The 22,594-nt window shown below is 60.1% G+C and carries 25 protein-coding genes; 24 read left to right on the top strand and 1 reads right to left on the bottom strand.

Annotated elements, in window-relative coordinates; genetic code table 11:
* Positions 1–7 precede the first annotated feature (7 nt).
* The 24 genes from WA225_RS02985 to WA225_RS02870 all read left to right on the top strand — a co-directional run bounded on the left by WA225_RS02985 (position 8) and on the right by WA225_RS02870 (position 22,238).
* Positions 8–304 (top strand): hypothetical protein, encoded by a 297-nt coding sequence (locus WA225_RS02985; protein ID WP_007920054.1) that lies wholly within the window; start codon positions 8–10, stop codon positions 302–304.
* Positions 305–476: 172 nt separating this feature from the next.
* Positions 477–1,952 (top strand): sigma-54 dependent transcriptional regulator, encoded by a 1,476-nt coding sequence (locus WA225_RS02980; RefSeq protein WP_016984300.1) that lies wholly within the window; start codon positions 477–479, stop codon positions 1,950–1,952.
* A gap of 110 nt (positions 1,953–2,062) precedes the next feature.
* Positions 2,063–3,271: a sensor histidine kinase gene (locus tag WA225_RS02975; RefSeq protein WP_422606808.1), complete on the top strand. Its 1,209-nt coding sequence runs from the start codon at positions 2,063–2,065 to the stop codon at positions 3,269–3,271.
* A gap of 5 nt (positions 3,272–3,276) precedes the next feature.
* Entirely contained in the window at positions 3,277–4,668 is a 1,392-nt protein-coding gene (locus WA225_RS02970) for a sigma-54-dependent transcriptional regulator (RefSeq protein WP_422606807.1), read from the top strand.
* A 128-nt stretch (positions 4,669–4,796) separates the two neighbouring features.
* The gene (gene fliE, locus WA225_RS02965) at positions 4,797–5,126 is read left to right on the top strand and encodes a flagellar hook-basal body complex protein FliE (RefSeq protein ID WP_007920044.1); all 330 of its coding nucleotides are present in this window, start codon (positions 4,797–4,799) and stop codon (positions 5,124–5,126) included.
* Between the two features lie 15 nt (positions 5,127–5,141).
* The gene (gene fliF, locus WA225_RS02960) at positions 5,142–6,929 is read left to right on the top strand and encodes a flagellar basal-body MS-ring/collar protein FliF (protein ID WP_108226847.1); all 1,788 of its coding nucleotides are present in this window, start codon (positions 5,142–5,144) and stop codon (positions 6,927–6,929) included.
* The gene (fliG, locus tag WA225_RS02955; RefSeq protein ID WP_007920042.1) at positions 6,922–7,941 is read left to right on the top strand and encodes a flagellar motor switch protein FliG; all 1,020 of its coding nucleotides are present in this window, start codon (positions 6,922–6,924) and stop codon (positions 7,939–7,941) included. The genes fliF and fliG overlap by 8 nt, the downstream gene beginning before the upstream one ends.
* A 4-nt stretch (positions 7,942–7,945) precedes the next feature.
* Positions 7,946–8,752, top strand: coding sequence for a flagellar assembly protein FliH (fliH, locus tag WA225_RS02950; protein ID WP_422606806.1), 807 nt, complete (start codon positions 7,946–7,948; stop codon positions 8,750–8,752).
* Complete coding sequence (gene fliI, locus WA225_RS02945) at positions 8,742–10,100, top strand: flagellar protein export ATPase FliI (protein ID WP_422606805.1); 1,359 nt, start codon at positions 8,742–8,744, stop codon at positions 10,098–10,100. Before fliH ends, fliI begins: the two co-directional genes overlap by 11 nt.
* Before the next feature lie 6 nt (positions 10,101–10,106).
* A complete protein-coding gene (gene fliJ, locus WA225_RS02940; protein WP_064119533.1) occupies positions 10,107–10,559 on the top strand; it encodes a flagellar export protein FliJ in 453 nt (150 codons plus the stop codon).
* A gap of 205 nt (positions 10,560–10,764) precedes the next feature.
* Positions 10,765–11,070, top strand: a complete 306-nt coding sequence (locus WA225_RS02935; RefSeq protein ID WP_422606804.1) for an STAS domain-containing protein — start codon at positions 10,765–10,767, stop codon at positions 11,068–11,070.
* Positions 11,071–11,075: 5 nt separating this feature from the next.
* Positions 11,076–12,779 carry an ATP-binding SpoIIE family protein phosphatase gene (locus tag WA225_RS02930; protein ID WP_422606803.1) on the top strand — a complete coding sequence of 568 codons (1,704 nt, stop codon included), beginning with the start codon at positions 11,076–11,078 and terminating at the stop codon, positions 12,777–12,779.
* Positions 12,780–12,810: 31 nt separating this feature from the next.
* Positions 12,811–13,158 carry an Hpt domain-containing protein gene (locus WA225_RS02925; protein WP_422606802.1) on the top strand — a complete coding sequence of 116 codons (348 nt, stop codon included), beginning with the start codon at positions 12,811–12,813 and terminating at the stop codon, positions 13,156–13,158.
* Between the two features lie 104 nt (positions 13,159–13,262).
* On the top strand, positions 13,263–14,633 hold the full coding sequence (locus tag WA225_RS02920) for a flagellar hook-length control protein FliK (protein WP_422606801.1): 1,371 nt from the start codon (positions 13,263–13,265) through the stop codon (positions 14,631–14,633).
* A gap of 738 nt (positions 14,634–15,371) precedes the next feature.
* Complete coding sequence (gene fliL / locus WA225_RS02915) at positions 15,372–15,875, top strand: flagellar basal body-associated protein FliL (RefSeq protein ID WP_201148811.1); 504 nt, start codon at positions 15,372–15,374, stop codon at positions 15,873–15,875.
* 9 nt (positions 15,876–15,884) lie between these two features.
* On the top strand, positions 15,885–16,853 hold the full coding sequence (gene fliM / locus WA225_RS02910; protein ID WP_007920032.1) for a flagellar motor switch protein FliM: 969 nt from the start codon (positions 15,885–15,887) through the stop codon (positions 16,851–16,853).
* A gap of 56 nt (positions 16,854–16,909) precedes the next feature.
* Positions 16,910–17,365 (top strand): flagellar motor switch protein FliN, encoded by a 456-nt coding sequence (gene fliN, locus WA225_RS02905; RefSeq protein ID WP_025111935.1) that lies wholly within the window; start codon positions 16,910–16,912, stop codon positions 17,363–17,365.
* A complete protein-coding gene (gene fliO, locus WA225_RS02900; protein ID WP_422606800.1) occupies positions 17,366–17,818 on the top strand; it encodes a flagellar biosynthetic protein FliO in 453 nt (150 codons plus the stop codon).
* Positions 17,818–18,576: a flagellar type III secretion system pore protein FliP gene (gene fliP, locus WA225_RS02895; RefSeq protein WP_064121002.1), complete on the top strand. Its 759-nt coding sequence runs from the start codon at positions 17,818–17,820 to the stop codon at positions 18,574–18,576. The genes fliO and fliP overlap by 1 nt, the downstream gene beginning before the upstream one ends.
* Positions 18,573–18,842 carry a flagellar biosynthesis protein FliQ gene (fliQ, locus tag WA225_RS02890; RefSeq protein WP_064121001.1) on the top strand — a complete coding sequence of 90 codons (270 nt, stop codon included), beginning with the start codon at positions 18,573–18,575 and terminating at the stop codon, positions 18,840–18,842. The genes fliP and fliQ overlap by 4 nt, the downstream gene beginning before the upstream one ends.
* Before the next feature lie 3 nt (positions 18,843–18,845).
* On the top strand, positions 18,846–19,631 hold the full coding sequence (gene fliR / locus WA225_RS02885) for a flagellar biosynthetic protein FliR (RefSeq protein ID WP_064121000.1): 786 nt from the start codon (positions 18,846–18,848) through the stop codon (positions 19,629–19,631).
* Between the two features lie 3 nt (positions 19,632–19,634).
* Positions 19,635–20,774: a flagellar biosynthesis protein FlhB gene (gene flhB / locus WA225_RS02880; protein ID WP_422606799.1), complete on the top strand. Its 1,140-nt coding sequence runs from the start codon at positions 19,635–19,637 to the stop codon at positions 20,772–20,774.
* Between the two features lie 245 nt (positions 20,775–21,019).
* On the top strand, positions 21,020–21,688 hold the full coding sequence (locus tag WA225_RS02875) for a hypothetical protein (protein WP_422606798.1): 669 nt from the start codon (positions 21,020–21,022) through the stop codon (positions 21,686–21,688).
* 301 nt (positions 21,689–21,989) lie between these two features.
* A complete protein-coding gene (locus WA225_RS02870; protein WP_422606797.1) occupies positions 21,990–22,238 on the top strand; it encodes a hypothetical protein in 249 nt (82 codons plus the stop codon).
* A 209-nt stretch (positions 22,239–22,447) separates the two neighbouring features.
* Here WA225_RS02870 and WA225_RS02865 read toward each other — a convergent pair.
* The coding region (locus tag WA225_RS02865) for a DUF6124 family protein (RefSeq protein ID WP_422606828.1) at positions 22,448–22,594 on the bottom strand (147 nt) is incomplete at its 5' end.

Raw genomic sequence — 22,594 nt, 5'->3', positions numbered from 1 at the left:
GATCGTCATGAGTCTTGTATTGCAGCGAATTGCCGATACCCGTGAAGCCTTGGTCACAGCCCTGGCCGAACGCAATTGGGAAGCCATTGGCGAGCTGGATCTGGCTTGCCGTTCCTGCATGGAAGACGTCATGGCTGAAGCTGCACTGGATGAGGACGCGTTGCGCAACAACCTTGAGGAGCTGCTGCACGTCTACAAAGAGCTTCTTGAGGTGGCCATGGGTGAGCGGCAGGCGATAGCCAACGAGATGTCGCAGATCACCCAAGCGCAAAAGGCGGCAAAGGTTTACCATCTGTTTGGTTAATTAACCCCCAGTTAATCCAGACATGTGCGCCATAAATTTGACTGTGCACGGTTTTTTGACTTAACTAGTGGCTGTTTTCAGATTTCAGGCGTCTACAGGCACATGGTGTCCTGCAAGCGTCTCGCTTGCCCCTTATTTTGGGCATTGAGTTGACTAGGGAAGTTGCTATTGCATGTGGCGTGAAACCAAAATTCTGCTGATCGATGACGATAGCGTTCGCCGCCGCGACCTGGCGGTGATTCTAAATTTTCTCGGCGAAGAAAATTTACCCTGCGGCAGCCATGACTGGCAGCAGGCAGTCGGCTCTTTGTCGTCTAGTCGTGAAGTCATTTGCGTACTGATCGGGACTGTCAATGCTCCTGGTGCGCTTTTGGGCTTGCTAAAGACACTCTCGACCTGGGATGAGTTCCTTCCGGTTTTGTTGATGGGCGATAATTCTTCCGTTGACTTGCCTGAAGACCAGCGTCGCCGCGTGCTTTCGACCCTGGAAATGCCGCCCAGCTACAGCAAATTGCTCGACTCCCTGCACCGTGCCCAGGTCTATCGCGAGATGTACGACCAGGCCCGCGAGCGCGGTCGTCACCGCGAACCCAATCTGTTCCGCAGCCTCGTCGGCACCAGCCGGGCGATCCAGCACGTGCGCCAGATGATGCAGCAAGTCGCCGACACCGACGCCAGTGTGCTGATCCTCGGCGAGTCCGGCACCGGCAAGGAAGTGGTTGCACGTAACCTGCATTACCATTCCAAGCGCCGCGATGCGCCGTTCGTGCCCGTCAACTGCGGGGCGATCCCGGCAGAGCTGCTCGAAAGCGAACTGTTCGGCCATGAGAAGGGCGCCTTTACCGGTGCCATCACCAGCCGTGCCGGTCGCTTCGAACTGGCCAATGGCGGGACCCTGTTCCTCGACGAAATCGGCGACATGCCGTTGCCGATGCAGGTCAAGCTGCTGCGCGTCCTGCAAGAGCGCACCTTCGAACGCGTGGGCAGCAACAAGACCCAGAGCGTCGACGTGCGCATCATTGCCGCGACCCACAAGAATCTCGAAAGCATGATCGAGATCGGCACCTTCCGCGAAGACCTCTACTATCGCCTGAACGTGTTCCCGATCGAGATGGCGCCACTGCGTGAGCGCGTTGAAGACATCCCGCTGCTGATGAACGAACTGATTTCGCGCATGGAGCACGAAAAACGCGGCTCGATCCGCTTCAACTCGGCGGCGATCATGTCGCTGTGCCGTCATGGCTGGCCGGGCAACGTCCGCGAGCTGGCGAACCTCGTCGAGCGCATGGCGATCATGCACCCCTACGGGGTGATCGGCGTGGTCGAGTTGCCGAAGAAATTCCGCTACGTCGACGATGAAGACGAGCAAATGGTCGACAGCCTGCGCAGCGATCTTGAAGAACGCGTGGCCATCAACGGCCATACCCCGGACTTCACCGCCAATGCCATGCTGCCGCCGGAAGGCCTGGACCTGAAAGACTACCTCGGTGGTCTGGAGCAAGGCCTGATCCAGCAAGCGCTGGACGACGCCAACGGCATCGTTGCGCGTGCGGCTGAACGCCTGCGTATCCGTCGCACCACCCTGGTCGAGAAGATGCGCAAGTACGGCATGAGTCGCCGCGACGGTGATGAACAGGCGGATGATTGACGCCTGTTTTTCAACCGCTTCATTTATAAGAGGTTTTTTTTAGGCACGGGTATTGCTACATCCCTCGCAACGTTCCGTTTAACTGACGGTCAGCCAAGCGAGAAAGCACAATGCCCCAAGCCCATATGTCTTCTGCCTCCAGTCCCGAGGGGCAGCCGTCCTCCGTAGAGCAGGCAAGCCGACAGGGCCTTGAGCAGGCTTTCGAGCTGTTCAGCCAGATGTCCAGCCAACTGACTGACTCCTACAGCATGCTTGAAGCGCGGGTGACCGAGCTCAAGGGTGAACTGGCGGTGGTCAGCGCCCAGCGCATGCAAGAGCTGGCGGAAAAAGAGCGCTTGGCCAACCGCCTGCAAAACCTCCTTGATCTGTTGCCCGGTGGCGTCATCGTGATTGACGGTCACGGCAGGGTGCGCGAGGCCAATCCGGCCGCCATCGAACTGCTCGGCCTGCCGCTTGAGGGCGAGTTGTGGCGTCAGGTGATTGCGCGCTGCTTTGCTCCGCGTGAAGACGATGGTCATGAAATTTCCCTGAAAAACGGTCGACGCCTGTCGATCGCCACCCGCTCGCTGGATGCCGAGCCGGGGCAATTGGTGCTGCTCAACGACCTGACAGAAACCCGTCATTTGCAGGATCAGTTGGCGCGCCACGAGCGTTTGTCTTCGCTGGGACGCATGGTCGCCTCGCTGGCCCATCAGATTCGCACGCCGCTGTCCGCCGCTTTGCTCTATGCCAGTCATTTGACTGAACAGGAATTGCCGGTCGCCACTCAGCAGCGTTTCGCCGGTCGCCTCAAAGAGCGACTGCATGAACTCGAGCATCAGGTGCGCGACATGCTGGTGTTCGCTCGCGGTGAATTGCCGCTGACCGATCGCCTGACGCCCAATGCCTTGATGCAGGCGTTGCAAGCGGCAGCGTTGACGCATGTGCAGGATCTGCCAATCCGCTGGCAGTGCGACAGCCATGCCGGCGAGTTGCTGTGCAACCGCGACACCCTGGTCGGCGCGCTGCTGAACCTGATCGAAAACGCCATTCAGGCCAGCGCCGGTGATGTGCGCCTGAAGGTGCATTGCTATTCGCGCGATAACGCATTGCGCATCAGCGTCAGCGACAGTGGCAGCGGAATTGAACCTGCCGTTCTGGCGCGTCTGGGTGAGCCGTTTTTTACCACCAAAGTCACCGGTACAGGCCTCGGCCTGACCGTGGTCAAGGCTGTGGCCCGGGCGCATCAGGGAGAATTGCTGCTGCGCTCGCGAGTTGGGCGCGGCACTTGCGCGCAGGTGATCCTGCCGCTGTTTTCCGCTGTACAGGGAGCTGAGTGAAAGACATGGGCATCAAGGTTTTGCTGGTCGAGGATGACCGCTCGTTGCGCGAGGCGCTGGCCGATACGTTGCTGTTGGCCGGGCACGATTACCTGGCGGTCGGTTGCGCTGAGGAAGCGCTGACGGCGGTGGCGCGTGAGGCGTTCAGTCTGGTGGTCAGTGACGTCAACATGCCCGGCATGGATGGCCATCAATTGCTTTCGCTGTTGCGGGCCCGCCAGCCACAATTGCCGGTGTTGCTGATGACCGCTCATGGCGCCGTCGAGCGCGCGGTCGATGCGATGCGCCAGGGCGCGGCGGACTATCTGGTCAAGCCGTTTGAGCCCAAGGCATTGCTGGATCTGGTCGCTCGGCATGCGCTGGGCAGTCTCAGTGTCGGCGAGGCCGAGGGGCCGATCGCCGTCGAGCCGGCCAGCGCACAATTGCTGGAATTGGCCGCACGAGTGGCGCGTAGCGATTCCACTGTGTTGATCTCCGGTGAATCCGGTACCGGTAAAGAAGTGCTGGCGCGCTACATTCACCAGCAATCCCATCGCGCCAATCAACCGTTCATTGCGATCAACTGTGCGGCAATCCCGGACAACATGCTCGAAGCGACGTTGTTCGGGCACGAGAAGGGTTCCTTTACCGGCGCCATCGCTGCGCAGGCCGGCAAGTTCGAACAGGCCGACGGCGGCACCCTGCTGCTCGACGAAATTTCCGAGATGCCCCTCGGCCTGCAAGCCAAGCTGCTGCGCGTGTTGCAAGAGCGCGAGGTCGAGCGCGTCGGTGCACGTAAACCGATTGCCCTGGATATTCGCGTGGTCGCCACCACTAACCGCGATCTCGCCGGCGAAGTGGCGGCGGGGCGTTTCCGTGAAGACCTTTTTTACCGTTTGTCGGTTTTCCCGCTCGCCTGGCGTCCACTTCGCGAGCGCACTGCCGATATCCTGCCGCTGGCCGAAAGGTTGTTGGCCAAACACGTCAATAAAATGAAGCATGCGGCGGCGAAACTTTCGCCCGAGGCGCAAGCGTGCCTGACCGCCTACCCATGGCCGGGCAACGTACGCGAACTGGACAACGCAATTCAGCGCGCGCTGATTTTGCAGCAGGGCGGCTTGATCCAGCCGCAGGATTTCTGTCTGGCCGGTGCCGTAACGTTCGCCGCTTTGCCAGTCGCAGCGCCTGCGCCAATGGTGATTCGCGAGGTGGAAATCGAAGCGGATTCGGCCGGTGCACTGGGCGATGACCTGCGCCGCCGGGAGTTTCAGATGATCATCGACACCCTGCGCGCCGAGCGCGGCCGACGCAAGGAAGCGGCGGAAAAGCTCGGTATCAGCCCGCGCACCCTGCGCTACAAACTCGCGCAAATGCGCGATGCCGGGATGGACGTCGAAGGTTATCTGTTCGCCACCTGAGCCGTGACGCAAACAGTTGAAAACGCTTTTCTGAAAGGGCTGCCCATGAGCTGGCACCCTTGTTGCTAATACCTGTGTACCCGCCGAGTGAGTGTCAAAAAATTGCGGGCCGCCCAAGAGAGTAGACCATGAGCCAAGGTATTGAATTTAATCGGTTGATGACAGACATGAAGGCCATGAAGCTGGATGCCATGTCTGCGCCGAAATCGACGACCGCTGTCCCTGAGCTGGGAGGCAGCAGCTTTTCCGACATGCTCGGTCAGGCGATCAACAAGGTCAGCGATACCCAGACCGCGTCGACTCAGTTGGCCAATGCCTTTGAAGTGGGCAAGAGCGGCGTCGATCTGACGGACGTGATGATCGCTTCGCAAAAAGCCAGCGTGTCGTTCCAGGCTCTGACCCAGGTGCGCAACAAGCTGGTCCAGGCTTATCAAGACATCATGCAGATGCCGGTTTAAGGACGAGATTGAGTCATGGCAGAAGCAGTCGCCGATAACGTTCCGGCCAAGGCCACCCCGATCGACGGCAAACCGCCGCTGTTCGGCCTGTCCTTCCTGGAAAACCTCTCCGAGATGACCATGCTGCGTCAGGTGGGCCTGTTGGTCGGCCTGGCTGCGAGCGTGGCGATTGGCTTTGCCGTGGTGCTGTGGTCGCAGCAGCCGGATTACCGTCCGTTGTACGGCAGCCTTGCCGGCATGGACGCCAAGCAGGTCATGGACACCCTGGCCGCCGCCGACATCCCTTACAACGTCGAACCGAACTCCGGCGCCTTGCTGGTCAAGGCCGATGACCTGTCCCGTGCGCGGATGAAACTCGCCGCTGCTGGTGTCACTCCCAGCGACGGCAATATCGGTTTCGAAATCCTCGACAAGGAACAGGGTCTGGGCACCAGCCAATTCATGGAAGCGACCCGTTATCGTCGCGGCCTCGAAGGTGAACTGGCGCGGACCATTTCCAGCCTGAACAACGTCAAGGGTGCCCGCGTGCACCTGGCGATTCCGAAAAGCTCGGTGTTCGTCCGTGACGAACGCAAGCCAAGTGCTTCGGTCTTGGTTGAGTTGTACTCTGGTCGTTCGCTGGAGCCGGGTCAGGTGATTGCGATCATCAACCTGGTGGCGACTTCCGTTCCCGAGCTGAGCAAATCGCAGATCACCGTCGTCGACCAGAAGGGCACCTTGCTCTCTGATCAGGCGGAAAACTCCGAAATGACCATGGCCGGCAAGCAGTTCGATTACAGCCGCCGCATGGAAAGCATGCTCACCCAGCGCGTGCACAACATTCTGCAACCGGTACTGGGCAACGATCGCTACAAGGCGGAAGTCTCGGCCGACATCGACTTCAATGCCGTCGAATCGACTGCCGAGCAGTTCAACCCGGATCAACCGGCGTTGCGCAGCGAGCAGTCGGTCAACGAACAGCGCACCGCCAGCAATGGCCCGCAAGGCGTGCCGGGTGCTCTGAGCAACCAGCCGCCGTCGCCAGCCTCGGCGCCGCAAACCACCGGTGGTGCCGCCGCGCCGGCCGCGATGGTGCAGCCAGGTCAGCCATTGGTTGATGCCAACGGTCAGCAGATCATGGACCCGGCCACCGGCCAGCCGATGCTCGCGCCGTACCCGGCCGACAAGCGTCAACAATCGACCAAGAACTTCGAACTCGACCGTTCCATCAGCCACACCAAACAGCAGCAGGGTCGCCTGAATCGTCTGTCGGTGTCGGTGGTGGTCGATGATCAGGTCAAGGTCAACGCGGCCAACGGTGAAACCACCCGCGCGCCGTGGAGCGCCGACGAATTGGCGCGCTTCACCCGTCTGGTCCAGGATGCCGTCGGTTTCGACGCCAGCCGTGGCGACAGCGTCAGCGTGATCAACATGCCGTTCTCCGCCGAGCGCGGTGAAGTGATTGCCGATATTCCATTCTACTCCCAGCCATGGTTCTGGGACATCGTCAAACAAGTGCTGGGTGTGTTGTTCATCCTGGTGCTGGTGTTTGGTGTGCTGCGTCCGGTGCTCAACAACATCACCGGCGGCGGCAAAGGCAAGGAGCTGGCCGGTCTGGGCAGCGACGTGGAACTCGGCGGGATGGGCGGCCTGGACGGCGAACTTTCCAACGACCGCGTGAGCCTCGGTGGTCCGCAGAGCATTCTGTTGCCGAGCCCAAGTGAGGGTTATGACGCGCAACTGAATGCAATCAAGAGTCTGGTGGCCGAGGATCCGGGTCGCGTGGCTCAGGTCGTGAAAGAGTGGATTAACGCAGATGAGTGATAACCGAGCCGCAACCGTCAAACTGAACAAGGTCGACAAAGCCGCGATTCTGCTGCTGTCCCTGGGTTCGACCGATGCCGCACAAGTGCTGCGCCACATGGGCCCCAAAGAGGTTCAGCGCGTCGGCGTGGCCATGGCGCAGATGGGCAACGTCCATCGCGAACAGGTCGAGCAGGTCATGAGCGAATTCGTCGACATCGTCGGCGACCAGACCAGCCTCGGCGTCGGTTCCGACGACTACGTGCGCAAAATGCTCACCCAGGCCCTGGGTGAAGACAAGGCCAACGGCCTGATCGACCGCATCCTGCTCGGTGGCAACACCAGTGGCCTCGACAGCCTGAAATGGATGGAGCCGCGCGCCGTTGCCGACGTGATCCGTTACGAACACCCGCAGATCCAGGCGATCGTGGTGGCGTACCTCGATCCGGATCAGGCCGGTGAAGTACTCGGCAACTTCGACCACAAAGTGCGTCTGGACATCATCCTGCGCGTCTCGTCGTTGAACACCGTGCAGCCAGCGGCACTGAAAGAACTCAACCAGATTCTCGAGAAGCAGTTCTCCGGCAACTCGAATGCCTCGCGCACCACCCTGGGTGGCATCAAGCGTGCGGCGGACATCATGAACTTCCTCGACAGCTCGATCGAAGGCCAGCTCATGGACTCGATCCGCGAAGTCGACGAAGACCTGTCCGGTCAGATCGAAGACCTCATGTTCGTGTTCAACAACCTCGCCGATGTCGACGACCGAGGTATTCAGGCGTTGCTGCGCGAAGTGTCTTCCGACGTGCTGGTACTGGCCCTCAAGGGTTCGGACGAAGGCGTCAAAGAAAAGATCTTCAAGAACATGTCCAAACGTGCCGCCGAACTGTTGCGCGACGATCTCGAGGCCAAAGGCCCGGTACGCGTCAGCGACGTCGAAACCGCGCAGAAAGAAATCCTCACCATTGCCCGTCGTATGGCCGAAGCCGGCGAAATCGTACTCGGTGGCAAAGGTGGCGAGGAAATGATCTAAGCCCATGGACAAGCACGACGACGATGTGACGGATCTGATCCGTGCCCGCGATGTTCGCGGATTCGAATCCTGGGCCATGCCCAGCTTCGATCCGCCGAAACCCGAGCCTGAGCCGGAGCCGGAGCCCGAACCGCCGGAAATGGAAGAAGTGCCGCTGGAAGAAGTCCAGCCACTGACCCTGGAAGAACTCGAAAGCATCCGTCAGGAGGCTTATAACGAGGGCTTCGGCATCGGCGAAAAGGAAGGCTTCCACAGCGCCACGCTGAAAGTCCGTCAGGAAGCTGAAGTCGCGCTGGCGGCAAAAATTGCCAGCCTCGAGCAACTGATGGCGAACCTGTTCGAGCCCATCGCCGAGCAAGATACGCTGATCGAAAAGTCGCTGGTCGACCTCGTGCAGCACATCACCAAACAGGTGATCAAGCGTGAACTGGCCATCGATTCCAGCCAGATCGAACACGTCATGCGCGATGCCCTCAAGCTGTTGCCGCTGGGCGTCGACAACGTGCGCCTGTACGTCAATCCGCAGGATTTCGAGCAGGCCAAGGCTTTGCGCGAACGTCATGAGGAAACCTGGCGCATCGTCGAAGATGAATCGCTGCTGCCGGGCGGCTGCCGGGTTGAAACCGAACACAGCCGCATCGATGCGAGCATTGAAACCCGCGTCACTCAGGTCATGGCCAAACTGTTCGATCAGTTGCACGAGCAGGCGTTGCACCCGGCTGAAGCGGATCTGACTCTGGACATTCCCGAAGACGTAAAACCGGCGGCCACGCCTGAAGAGCCGCTCGCGGACAACCCCGATGCGCCTTGAACGCACCAGTTTCGCCAAGCGCCTGAGCACCTACGCTGAGGCCACCGAGATTGCCGGCGCGCCGATTCTTGAAGGTCGCCTGCTGCGCATGGTCGGCCTCACCCTCGAAGCCGAAGGCCTGCGCGCCGCCATGGGCACACGTTGCCTGGTGATCAATGACGACAGCTATCACCCCTCGCAGGTGGAGGCGGAAGTCATGGGTTTTTCCGGCAGCAAAGTCTTTCTGATGCCGGTCGGCAGTGTCGCCGGCATCGCCCCGGGCGCCCGCGTGGTGCCACTCGCCGATACCGGGCGCTTGCCGATGGGCATGAGCATGCTCGGTCGCGTGCTCGACGGTGCCGGGCGCGCACTGGACGGCAAGGGCGGCATGAAAGCCGAAGACTGGGTGCCGATGGACGGCCCGACGATCAACCCGCTCAACCGTGACCCGATCAGCGAGCCGCTGGACGTCGGCATTCGTTGCATCAACGGTTTGCTGACGGTGGGGCGTGGTCAGCGTCTCGGTCTGTTCGCCGGTACCGGTGTCGGTAAATCCGTGTTGCTCGGCATGATGACGCGCTTCACCGAGGCCGACATCATCGTCGTTGGCCTGATCGGTGAGCGGGGTCGCGAAGTCAAGGAATTCATCGAGCACAGCCTCGGTGAAGAGGGCCTTAAGCGTTCCGTGGTCGTCGCCTCGCCGGCGGACGATGCACCGCTGATGCGTCTGCGCGCGGCAATGTACTGCACGCGGATCGCCGAGTATTTCCGTGACAAGGGCAAGAACGTCCTGTTGCTGATGGATTCGCTGACCCGTTTTGCTCAGGCCCAGCGGGAAATCGCCTTGGCCATCGGCGAGCCGCCAGCGACCAAGGGTTATCCGCCGTCGGTGTTCGCCAAGTTGCCGAAACTGGTTGAGCGTGCCGGTAATGCGGAGAAGGGCGGCGGTTCGATTACCGCGTTCTATACCGTGTTGTCCGAAGGCGATGACCAGCAGGACCCGATTGCCGACTCGGCGCGTGGCGTGCTCGATGGCCACATCGTGCTGTCGCGGCGTCTGGCTGAAGAAGGGCACTATCCGGCCATCGACATCGAAGCGTCGATCAGCCGGGTGATGCCGGCGGTGGTCTCGCCGGAACACATGCAGCGCGCGCAATACTTCAAGCAGTTGTGGTCGCGTTATCAGCAGAGTCGCGACCTGATCAGCGTTGGCGCCTACGTTGCCGGCGGCGATCGCGAGACCGATCTGGCGATCTCCCTGCAACCGCAGTTGGTGCGCTACCAGCGTCAGGGCCTCAACGACAAAATCAACATGGGCGAAAGCCAGTCTTACCTCGCAACCCTGTTCGCGCCAGCGGCGGGCGGCTAACCGCTCATGGCCGCCGTCAGTCGAGCCGCGCGTCTGGCGCCGGTGGTGGACATGGCCGAACAGGCCGAGAAAACCGCCGTGCAGCGCTTGGGCTATTTTCAGGGCCAGGTGAAAGTCGCTGAAAGCAAACTCGCCGACCTCAATGCCTTTCGTCTGGATTACTCCGAGCAATGGATCGTGCGCGGCAGCACCGGCGTGAGCGGGCAATGGCTGCTCGGCTTTCAGGGCTTTCTGGCGCAACTCGACACCGCGGTTGACCAGCAGCGCCAGAGCCTGGTCTGGCATCAGAACAAGCTCGACAAGGCCCGTGAGGAATGGCAACAGGCATTTGCCAAGGTCGAAGGTCTGCGCAAACTGGTGCAGCGTTATCGCGAAGAGGCGCAACGCCTCGAAGACAAGCGCGAGCAGAAGCTGCTCGACGAACTGTCCCAGCGCTTGCCACGACAAAACCCGTTCTAAATCGCACCACGAAACACTGTGGGAGCGAGCTTGCTCGCGAAGGCGATATAACAGTCGACATCAATGTTGAATGTGAAGCCGTCTTCGCGAGCAAGTCGAGTCGTCGCACCGCCGCTCCCACATTTGATCCGACCCTCAACCTTGCCCCAACCCTGTCCAGGTGCTAAACCTTGTACAGGTTCGTCAATGACAAGGAAGCCAGTCAATGTCAGTCGTTACAGAAGTCTCTCCAGATGGTCAAAAACTGACGATCTCGGTCAGGGGGCGATTCGATTTCGGTCGCCATCAGGAATTTCGCGAGTCTTATGAGCGGCTCGACAAGAAGCCAGGATCCATTGTGGTGGACTTGAAGGACGCCACTTATCTCGACAGCTCGGCGCTGGGCATGCTGCTCCTGTTGCGTGATCACGCTGGCGGCGACGATTCGGACGTGCGAGTCGTCAACAGCAACTCCGACGTGCGCAAGATCCTCGCCATCTCCAATTTCGACAAACTCTTCGACATCAGTTGACGGCCATGCAGGCGCAAGAGCCGCTGACCATTCTGATCGCCGAAGACAGCGCCGCCGACCGTCTGCTGCTCTCGACCATCGTCCGTCGTCAGGGTCACGAAGTCCTGACGGCGGCCAATGGTGCCGAAGCGGTCGAACTGTTTCGCCGGCAGCAACCCGATCTGGTGCTGATGGACGCAATGATGCCGGTGATGGACGGCTTCGAGGCGGCGCGGCAGATCAAGGCGTTGGCGGGCGAGACGCTGGTGCCGATCATCTTCCTCACCTCGCTGACCGAAAGCGAAGCGCTGGCCCGTTGTCTGGAGGCTGGGGGCGACGACTTTCTGGCGAAGCCCTACAACCAGGTGATCCTCGCCGCCAAAATCAAGGCGATGGATCGCTTGCGTCGCTTGCAGGCGACCGTGTTGCAACAGCGCGACCTGATCGCCAAACACCATGATTACCTGCTCAACGAACAGCGCGTGGCCAAAGCCGTGTTCGACAAGGTCGCGCACTCCGGTTGCCTGAGCGCGGCGAACATCCGTTACCTGCAATCGCCCTATGCGTTGTTCAACGGTGACCTGCTGCTGGCGGCGTACACGCCGGCGGGCGACATGCATGTGTTGCTGGGGGATTTCACCGGCCATGGCCTGCCGGCAGCGGTCGGGGCGATGCCCTTGGCCGAGGTGTTCTATGGCATGACCGCCAAGGGCTACGGCTTGGCGGAAACCCTGCGCGAGATGAACGCCAAACTCAAACGCATCCTGCCGGTGGACATGTTTTGCTGCGCCACGTTGTTGTGTCTGAGTTTTCAGCGGCGTTCGGTCGAAGTGTGGAATGGCGGCATGCCGGACGGTTATCTGCATCGAATCGCCACGGGCGAGCGCGTGCCATTGGCCGCGCGCCATCTGCCGCTGGGTGTGCTCAGCCCACAGGCGTTCGACGACTGCACTGAAGTGCATCCGATGGCGGTCGGGGATCGGGTGTTTCTGTTGTCGGACGGCGTGATCGATACCAGTGATGCCAGTGATCAACTGTTCGGTGTCGAGCGTTTGCAGCAGGTGTTCGCCGCCAATCGCGAGCCCGACCGCTTGTTCGAGGACATTGAGCAGGCGCTGCGCGATTTTCGCGGCGAGGCGCGCGATGACGTCAGCATGGTAGAGGTCAGCCTGCTGGAGCCGGCGCAGGTCAAGCCGTCGGCACCGGTGTATTCCGACAGCGGCCAGTCATGCCCGCTCGATTGGTCGGTGAGCTTTGAATTCCGTGGCGCCACGCTCAAGCGTTTCAATCCGCTGCCGTACCTGTTGCAGTTGCTGCTTGAGGTGCATGGGCTGCGGGCGCAGAGTGGCGCTTTGTACAGCGTGCTGGCCGAGTTGTACTCCAACGCGCTCGAGCACGGTGTGCTCGGTCTGGACTCCAGTCTCAAGCGCGATGCGGCGGGGTTCGCGCGCTACTATCAGCAGCGCAACGATCGGCTCGAGGCATTGCAGGACGGATTTGTGCGCGTGCATTTGCAGGTGCAGCCACAAGGCGAGGGCGGTCGTCTGGTCATTCGTGTCGAAGACAGCGGCAAGGGCTTCGATGTGGCGCGGGTCATGGAACGGCCGCTGGAGGGTGCCCGTCTGTCGGGACGTGGCGTCAGTCTGGTCCGGCAATTGGGCCGCAACGCCAGTTGGTCGGACGAAGGTCGTAGTGCTTGCGTGGAGTTTTTCTGGGAGGTTCAGGCATAATCCGCGCAATTCTTGATCAAGGAGTGAACAAGTGGCTGACACACATATTGATCGCGAGGCGCTGAGCGTACTGCGCGAAGTCATGGAGGATGGTTATCCGGAGCTTCTGGATACCTTTCTGGCGGATTCCGAAAGTCGCCTGGACGAGTTGCGAAACACAGCTGACGCCAAGGCATTGTCGGAAGTTGCCCATAGCTTCAAGGGCAGCGCCAGCAATATGGGCGCTGTCCGGTTGGCGGCGCTCTGCCAGGAATTGGAGTCGGACGCCAAAGACAAGAGCCCGGAGGACATCACCCGACTGGTCGCTGCTATCAGGGGCGAGTTCGACGATGTCCGCCCGGTTTACGAAGATGAGCGGCAGCACGCGCTGACGCATTGATCCCGCCGTCCGGCACTTTTCTCAAGCGCCGGACAAAACTGGCCCGGCACTTGCAGTCATCTGCGTAACTGTACCTACGATCCCAGTGCAGCGGAGACCGTTTCATGCCTGCGACCCCCAACATCCTTCTTCAGAACGCCGCTCAGGCCAAGGCGCAAGCTGCCTCGGCCAAATCGTCGGCCATGGCCGTAGATACCGGGGATAAAGCCTCAAGCTTCGCGAAAGTGTTCGCCGATCAGGGGTCGAGCAAGCCTGTTGCAACCACTGATAATTCGCCCAAGTCGCCGCGCGACAAGGTCGCTGACAACAGCGGCAAAAAGGATATCGGCAAGGATCAGTCTGCCGCTGCGCAGCCTACGGTTGCCGATAGCGGCAACGACTTGCCTGCCGATAAAACCGCAGCGAGCGATGACACCACCGCCAGCAGTGACGACAGCACGGACACCTCCCAACCGCCAGTGGTTGATGCCGCACCGGTTGACCCAACGCTTGATCCGGCGTTGGTCGCCGCTGTGCAGCCTGTGGTGGCGGCGCCTGTGGTGCAGACCCCGGCTGTCGCTGCCCCGGCCCCAGCAGAAACCGAAACCCCGGCACTTGTCGCATTGCCGGGTGTGGTCAAAGATCCGGCACCGGTCACCGACAGCGATTTCGATCCTTCGGCCGATCCGCTCGACTCGATGCCGGCCGTGCGCATGGCGATGGAGCAGGGCGGGCACATTTCCGCTGCCAGCCAGGCGCAACCAAAAGCCTCGCCTGCTCAGGCTCAGGCTGACGGTGAACTGACGGCGGCGCAGAATTTTGCTGCCGGCATGGCCAGCATGCTCGACGTGCAGGCCGACAAGGACAGCACCAGCCAGGGCGGTGACAAAGCCTTCAGCGGCTTGATCGATGACGGCCTCAAAGACCTCAAAACCGCCACCAGCGACACCCGTGTCGATGACTTCGCCAACCGTCTGGCGGCGCTGACACAGGCCGCGACGCCGAAGACGGCCAATGCCGTGCCGGTGAACCAGCCGATTGCCATGCATCAGAGCGGCTGGACTGAAGAAGTGGTCAACCGCGTCATGTATTTGTCGAGCGCCAATCTCAAGGCCGCAGACATTCAGTTGCAGCCGGCCGAGTTGGGGCGTCTGGACATCCGCGTGAACATGGTTCCGGATCAACAGACCCAGGTGACGTTCATGAGTGCGCATCCAAGCGTACGTGAAGCGCTGGATGGGCAGATGCATCGCCTGCGCGACATGTTCAACCAGCAGGGCATGGGCCAGGTTGACGTCAGTGTCTCCGACCAGAGCCGTGGCTGGCAGGGCCAGCAAGGTCAGGAACAGGCGCAGCAGGGCCAGAGTGGTCGCACCAGCGCTGCCGGTGGTCGCCTCGATTCGGCGGATGAAGAATTGGCGCCTGCCGCCATTGCTGAAGCCGCTGCGCAAACCACCAGCGTGATCGGCAGCAGCGCGGTCGACTATTACGCCTGATCAAAATCAAGAGCCCCTCACCCTAACCCTCTCCCGGAGGGAGAGGGGACTGATTGGGGGATGCTTGCCAAGTGCGCCGACCTGATATTTCGGTTGTGAATCCATAATCGATCCGGTCTTTAAGGTCGATGTTTCACGACAGCGCCCTCACCCTAGCCCTCTCCCGGAGGGAGAGGGGACTGATTGGGGGATGCTTGCCAAGTGCGCCGACCTGATATTTCGGTGGTGAATCCATAATCGATCCGGTCTTTCAGATCGACGTTTGACGACAGCGCCCTCACCCTGGCCCTCTCCCAGGGGGAGAGGGGACTGATTGGGGGATGCTTGCCAAGTGCGCCGACCTGATATTTCGGTTGTGAATCCATAATCGATCCGGTCTTTCAGATCGACGTTTGACGACAGCGCCCTCACCCTAGCCCTCTCCCAGGGGGAGAGGGGACTGATTGGGGGATGCTTGCCAAGTGCGCCGACCTGATACTTCGGTTGTGAATCCATAATCGACTCGATCTCTCAGGTCGATGTCTCACGGCTTCTGCTGTGAATCCATATTCGACTCGATCTCTCAGGTCGATGTTTGACGTCTGACACCTCGGTCGGCCCCCTCTCCCTCCGGGAGAGGGCTGGGGTGAGGGTGCCTTTGACTTTAGCGTTGTCCACCACTGCCGACACTTCTGGCATAACACTTGCTCTTGCCTTGCCGTGCGACTGTGAAAACCCGATTAGTGACGGATTATTGGCATGGCGAAGAGCGAAACAGCAGCAGTGAAAGACCCCGCAACCAAAGGCAAACTCAAGCTGATCATCGTGATCGTGCTGGCGTTGCTGTTGGCCATTGGTGCCTCCGTGGGGGCGACCTGGTTCTTCATGCACAGCGCCCAGAGCAAGCCTGCCGAGGCCGCCGATGCGGCGCCAGTCGGCAAGCAGCCAGCGATCTTCGAGCCGATGGCGCCGGCGTTTGTCGCCAACTACAACCAGAACGGCCGTCAGCGCTACATGCAGGTGAGCATCACCATGCTGGGCCGCAATCAGGCCGATCTGGAAGCGCTCAAAGTGCACATGCCGGTGATCCGCAACAACCTGGTGATGCTCTTCTCCGGACAGGATTTCGCCACATTGGCGACCCCGGTCGGACAGGAAATGTTACGCCAGAAGGCCACAGCCAGCGTCCAGGAAGTGGCGCAGAAAGAGCTGGGCAAAGTGGTGATCGAACAGTTGCTTTTCACTAATTTCGTACTGCAGTAGGAACACGACATGGCCGTGCAGGATCTGCTGTCCCAGGATGAAATCGATGCGCTGTTGCATGGCGTCGACGATGGTCTGGTACAGACCGATAACGCTGCCGAACCCGGCAGTGTCAAAAGCTACGACCTGACCAGCCAGGATCGCATCGTCCGTGGACGCATGCCGACTCTGGAAATGATCAACGAGCGTTTTGCCCGTTACACCCGCATCAGCATGTTCAACATGCTGCGCCGCTCGGCGGACGTTGCCGTCGGTGGCGTACAGGTGATGAAGTTCGGCGAATACGTGCACTCGCTGTACGTACCGACCAGCCTCAACCTGGTCAAGATCAAACCGTTGCGCGGCACCGCGCTGTTCATCCTCGACGCCAAACTGGTGTTCAAACTGGTGGACAACTTCTTCGGTGGCGATGGCCGTCACGCCAAGATCGAAGGGCGTGAATTCACCCCGACCGAACTGCGCGTGGTGCGCATGGTGCTGGAACAGGCTTTCGTCGATTTGAAAGAAGCCTGGCAGGCGATCATGGAAGTCAATTTCGAGTACATCAACTCGGAAGTGAACCCGGCCATGGCCAACATCGTTGGCCCGAGCGAAGCGATTGTGGTCTCCACGTTCCACATCGAACTCGATGGCGGTGGCGGCGACCTGCACGTGACCATGCCGTACTCGATGATCGAGCCGGTGCGTGAAATGCTCGACGCCGGTTTCCAGTCGGACCTCGACGATCAGGACGAGCGCTGGGTCAACGCCCTGCGTCAGGACGTGCTCGATGTCGACGTGCCGATCGGTGCCACCGTGGCCCGCCGTCAGTTGAAACTGCGCGACATCCTGCACATGCAGCCGGGCGATGTGATCCCGGTCGAGATGCCGGACGAAATGATCATGCGCGCCAACGGCGTGCCGGCCTTCAAGGTCAAGATGGGCTCGCACAAAGGCAACCTCGCGTTGCAAGTGATCGAGCCGATCGAGCGTCGCTGAAGCGGCGCTCTCACCCCCACACATTTAGCTGAATTGTTGCCCGCCGAGGACAAATGATGAACGACGATATGAACGCCCAGGACGACCAGGCACTGGCTGACGAATGGGCTGCGGCCCTGGAAGAAACCGGTGATGGTCAGGCTGACATCGACGCGCTGCTGGCCGCTGATGCTGGCGCAGCCAGCTCCAACCGTCTGCCGATGGAAGAGTTCGGCAGCGTGCCGAAAAACAACGACCCGGTCACCCTGGACGGTCCGAACCTGGACGTGATCCTCGATATTCCGGTATCGATTTCGATGGAAGTCGGCAGCACCGACATCAACATCCGCAACCTGCTGCAACTCAACCAGGGTTCGGTGATCGAGCTCGATCGTCTGGCCGGTGAGCCGCTGGACGTGCTGGTCAACGGCACGCTGATCGCGCACGGCGAAGTGGTTGTGGTCAACGAGAAGTTCGGCATCCGCCTGACCGACGTGATCAGCCCAAGCGAACGCATCAAGAAGCTGCGCTGAGTGAAAAGGTTTCTCTGGGCTCTGTTGGCCTTGCCGCTGAGCGTGCTCGCCGCCGAACCGTCGACCGCCACCACCGTGCCTGCCGCGACCGCGCCGATGGTGACCAGCGGCGTGGCCGGGCAATTGACGCAATTGGTGTTTGGCCTGTTGCTGGTGCTGGGCGTGATCTTCTTCCTCGCCTGGCTGTTGCGCCGGGTGCAGCAGGCGGGGCCTGCCGGCAAGGGGCAAGTGATCGAGCTGATCGGTTCACGCGCACTCGGTCCGCGTGACCGCTTGCTGCTGGTACAGGTCGGCAACGAGCAGATTCTGCTAGGCCTGAGCCCGGGCACCATCACCGCGCTGCACGTGCTCAAGGAACCGGTCGACGTGCCGGCGACCCGTGAAAAAGCGACCCCGGAATTTGCTCAGCAACTGCTGAAGATTCTCGGCAAGGATCAGAAGGATACGAAGTAATGGGTGCGCTACGCATCGTCTTGACGCTGGCCCTGTTGCTGGCCGCGCCACTGGCGTTCGCCGCCGATCCGTTGTCGATCCCGGCGATCACGCTGGGCACCAACGCCGACGGCGCGCAGGAGTATTCGGTCAGTCTGCAGATCCTGCTGATCATGACCGCGCTGAGCTTTATCCCGGCGGCGGTCATCCTGATGACCAGTTTCACCCGGATCATCATCGTCTTCTCGATCCTGCGTCAGGCCCTGGGCCTGCAACAGACGCCGTCGAACCAGATCCTCACCGGCATGGCGCTGTTCCTGACCATGTTCATCATGGCGCCGGTGTTCGATCGGGTGAACAACGATGCACTGCAACCGTATCTGGCGGAAAAGCTCACCGCTCAACAAGCGGTGGAAAAGGCTCAGGTGCCGATCAAGGACTTCATGCTCGCGCAGACCCGCACCAGCGATCTTGAGCTGTTCATGCGCCTGTCCAAGCGCACCGACATCGCCACGCCGGATCAGGCGCCACTGACCATTCTGGTGCCGGCCTTCGTCACCTCCGAGCTTAAAACCGCGTTCCAGATCGGCTTCATGATCTTCATTCCGTTCCTGATCATCGACCTCGTCGTGGCCAGCGTGCTGATGGCGATGGGTATGATGATGCTGTCGCCGCTGATCATCTCGCTGCCGTTCAAGATCATGCTGTTCGTGCTGGTGGATGGCTGGGCGCTGATCATCGGCACCCTGGCCAGCAGTTTTGGAGGTGTCTCGCCATGACGCCGGAAATCGCGGTCGATATCTTTCGAGAAGCGCTGTGGCTGACCACGTTGATGGTGGCGATTCTGGTAGTGCCGAGCCTGTTGGTCGGCCTGCTGGTGGCGATGTTCCAGGCCGCCACGCAAATCAACGAACAGACCCTGAGCTTCCTGCCGCGTCTGCTGGTGATGCTGGTGACGCTGATCGTCGCCGGTCCGTGGATCGTGCAGACGTTCATGGAGTACATCATCCAGTTGTACAAAAACATTCCGATGGTCATCGGCTAAGCCATGCAATCGCTGCTTCAGCTGACCGACACCCAGATCAGTACCTGGGTGGCCTCGTTCATGTTGCCGCTGTTTCGCGTCGCCTCGATGTTGATGGTCATGCCGGTGTTCGGCACCACGCTGATACCGCGCCGCGTGCGCCTGTATTTTGCCGTGGCGATCACCGTGTGCATTGCCCCGAGCCTGCCGCCGATGCCGGCGGTCAGCCCGTTGGACCTCAGCGGTTTGTTGCTGATTGCCGAGCAGATCCTTGTGGGTGCCGTGCTGGGGTTTTCCCTGCAGTTGTTCTTCCAGGCGTTTGCGGTGGCCGGGCAGATTGTCGCGATCCAGATGGGCATGGGTTTCGCCTCGATGGTCGACCCGGCCAACGGCGTCTCGGTGGCGGTGATCGGGCAGTTCTTCACCATGCTCGTGACGCTGCTGTTTCTGTCGATGAACGGCCACCTGGTGGTCTTCGAAGTGCTCACCGAAAGCTTTACCACGCTGCCGGTCGGCGGCGGGTTAATGACGGCGCAATACTGGGAATTGGCCGGCAAGCTCGGCTGGGTGTTGGGCGCCGCGCTGTTGCTGGTGTTGCCGGCCGTCACCGCGTTGCTGGTGGTCAACATCGCGTTTGGCGTGATGACCCGCGCCGCGCCGCAATTGAACATTTTCTCCATCGGTTTCCCGCTGACCCTGGTGCTCGGGCTGTTCATCGTCTGGGTCGGTCTGGCGGACATTCTCAACCAGTACCAGCCGCTGGCCACTGAAGCCTTGCAGCTGCTACGCGAACTGGCACGGGCGCGCTGAGTCATGGCAGAGAGCGAAAGCGGTCAGGACAAAACAGAAGACCCCACGGAGAAACGTAAAAAGGACTCCCGTGAGAAGGGTGAGATCGCCCGTTCCAAAGAGCTCAACACCCTCGCTGTGATGATGGCCGGGGCCGGCGCGCTGCTGGTGTTCGGCGGCGCGCTCGCTGAAGACCTGATGGAATTGATGCGCCTGAATTTCACGCTGTCGCGTGAGGTGATCATGGATCAGGGATCCATGGGCGCATTTCTTTTGAAGTCAGGTCAGATAGCACTGGTGGCCATCCAGCCGTTCATGATCACGCTGTTGCTGGCTGCTCTGATCGGGCCAATTTCTCTCGGTGGCTGGCTGTTTGCAGCCGGTTCCATGGCGCCCAAGTTCAGCCGGATGAACCCGGCGGCAGGCCTGAAGCGAATGTTTTCGTTCAAGGCTGTGGTCGAACTGCTCAAGGCCCTGGCCAAGTTTTCGGTTACCTTGGGAGTGGCGTTGGTAGTGCTGTTATCGGATGTCGATGACTTGATGCGGATCGCCCACGAACCGCTTGAGTCAGCGATCATTCACAGCGTCACGCTGGTCGGCTGGAGCACCTTGTGGCTGGCCTGCGGCTTGATCATCATCGCCGCTGTCGATGTGCCGGTGCAGCTCTGGGAAGCCCATAAAAAACTGCTGATGACCAAGCAGGAAGTGCGCGACGAGCACAAGGATCAGGAGGGTCGCCCGGAGGTCAAACAGCGCATCCGCCAGACCCAGCGCGAGATGTCCCAACGCCGCATGATGGCGGCGATTCCCGACGCCGACGTCGTCATCACCAACCCGACCCACTACGCCGTCGCGCTCAAATACGATTCGGAAAAGGGCGGGGCGCCGATGCTGATTGCCAAAGGCAGCGACTTCCTCGCCCTGAAAATCCGCGAAATCGCCGTGGCCAACAACGTCATGCTCCTCGAATCGCCGGGGCTGGCGCGTTCGATCTACTACTCCACCGAACTCGATCAGGAAATCCCCGGCGGCTTGTACCTGGCGGTTGCCCAGGTCCTGGCCTACGTCTATCAGATCCGCCAGTTCCGCGCCGGCAAGGGCAAACGTCCGGATCCGCTCAAGGACGACTTGCCGATTCCGCCGGATCTGCGTCGCGATTCCTGACCCGATGAAACCTCGGCTCCTTTCGCAGTCACTGTCGCGAGGGAGCTCGCTCCCACATTTGAAATGCGTTTCCCTGTGGGAGCGAGTTTGCTCGCCAGTTCCGCGCCAGCAAGGGCAAGCGCCCGGATCTGCGCGTTGCCACCTGTCTGAAAAGTCTCTGTACCTGTTAGTTCTTACAGTAGACAGCCTCCGTACAAAGCGATGACATGGGTTGCGGACTTTCTCCGCATCCACGGAGCACGATCATGGCAGAACGTATCTATCGAAAACTCGAAGGCATGACACTCGAGTATGTGTCAGGGAAGTTGGAGGAGAACCCGAAGGAGCGAGCCATTCGCTACACGGTCACTTTCGACATGGGGCTGGATTTCACCCATTTTGTGCAAATGGCCAACGTTTATATCCCGGGTTATCTCGACAATCCGGTCAATGCCATCAGACCTGAGCTGGACGGCTTGGCTTACCACTATTCCTACAACTATCTGTTTGATGCGGCGGGTAGCATCCGCGATAACCAGGCGCTATTCGCGCTGTTCACCTCGCCCGGTTATTACATGGATCAATGGGCTGAGGGGCGTGGTTTGGAATTGCGTTATGGCAAGCCGGTGTTCGCAGTGGTCGGTGGCAAACTACGCGTGACTGCTCGTCAGGATTTCCGATTCCCGGAAGCCTCCCGCCAGATTGCCATCGCGGATTTGCCGATCATCCATTTTCAATGGGCGCTTAACCTGCTGCAGGGACACTCGACGATCGAGGGAGGCAAGACACCGGAAACCAAAGTCGTGCTCATGTACGCGCATGAGGAATTGGTGGAGGTCGATGGCCAGCAAATGTTCCGCGGTGCGCGGTACATCAATGGCAAGAAGCTGAGCTTCGGAGAAATTGCGCCGAACCAGGTGTTGACGGCCGCGTAATAAGTGCTGAAGTTTTGATCGTTCCCACTGTCGGTGGGAACGATTGTCCGCGCCCCGATCAGGGCTGATTCGCTATCTCAGGATTATCCAGCGTCCGACGTGGACTGGCCCTGATAAATCTTCATGGGCGATTGGCCGATGCCCCCGGATTTACTGCGTCATTATCGGGTTTACCTTTCGTCTGAAGCGCGTCTTACCTGTCAGGTTTTACAGGTGCGCTTGTTGTGCCTTTGCAGTTTCATGTCTGTGATGCCGTGCCATCGGGTGCGGAGTTGATGAGCAAGCCGAAGGGAGAACGACAATGAAGGGCAAGTTCAATACATATGACGAAAAAACCGGTGAGGGCACGATTACCGCGATCTTTGAGCCCCAAAATGATCCTGCTCAGAAAGTAGCGCAATGGGAGGCACGCTTTGTTTACAATTTTCGTGTCCCGCTGGCGTATTCGAGTAGTCAAAGCTTCCGACCAGGTTGGGACGTAGAGTTCGATCCGGCGCCAATTGACGAGCGTAATCCTGAAAAGAATGAAGCAATAAATCTTCGATTTTGAGGATCTTCTGCCTCACGCGCAGGAGTAGTTGCAGGGCAAACGTCCGGATCCTCCAAAGGACGACTTGCCGATTCCGGATCTGCGCCGCGATTCCTGACTTTACAGTGATGCAGCAAAAAACCGCCTTCCCGACTTAACGGGACGGCGGTTTTTTTTGTGCTCGGCCTAATGATACTTCGGCTCTCGCCACGAGAGGGGGCCGGTACAGATCAGCTCGGCAATTCCAGATTATCCAGCGCCCGATTCACCGCCAGTTCCCCAAGCATGATCAATTGCGCAATCCCCAACAGCGTCCTGCGCTGCGAGGCGGGTATGAGGTTGGCGAAGTCATTGGCGATGGTTCTGGCTGAAGCGAG

This window comes from Pseudomonas sp., from assembly GCF_049300855.1.
In the GTDB taxonomy this organism is placed as follows: Bacteria; Pseudomonadota; Gammaproteobacteria; order Pseudomonadales; family Pseudomonadaceae; genus Aquipseudomonas.
Note: the sequence above shows the minus strand (reverse complement) of the source record. Positions and strands in the feature narration are given on the sequence as shown.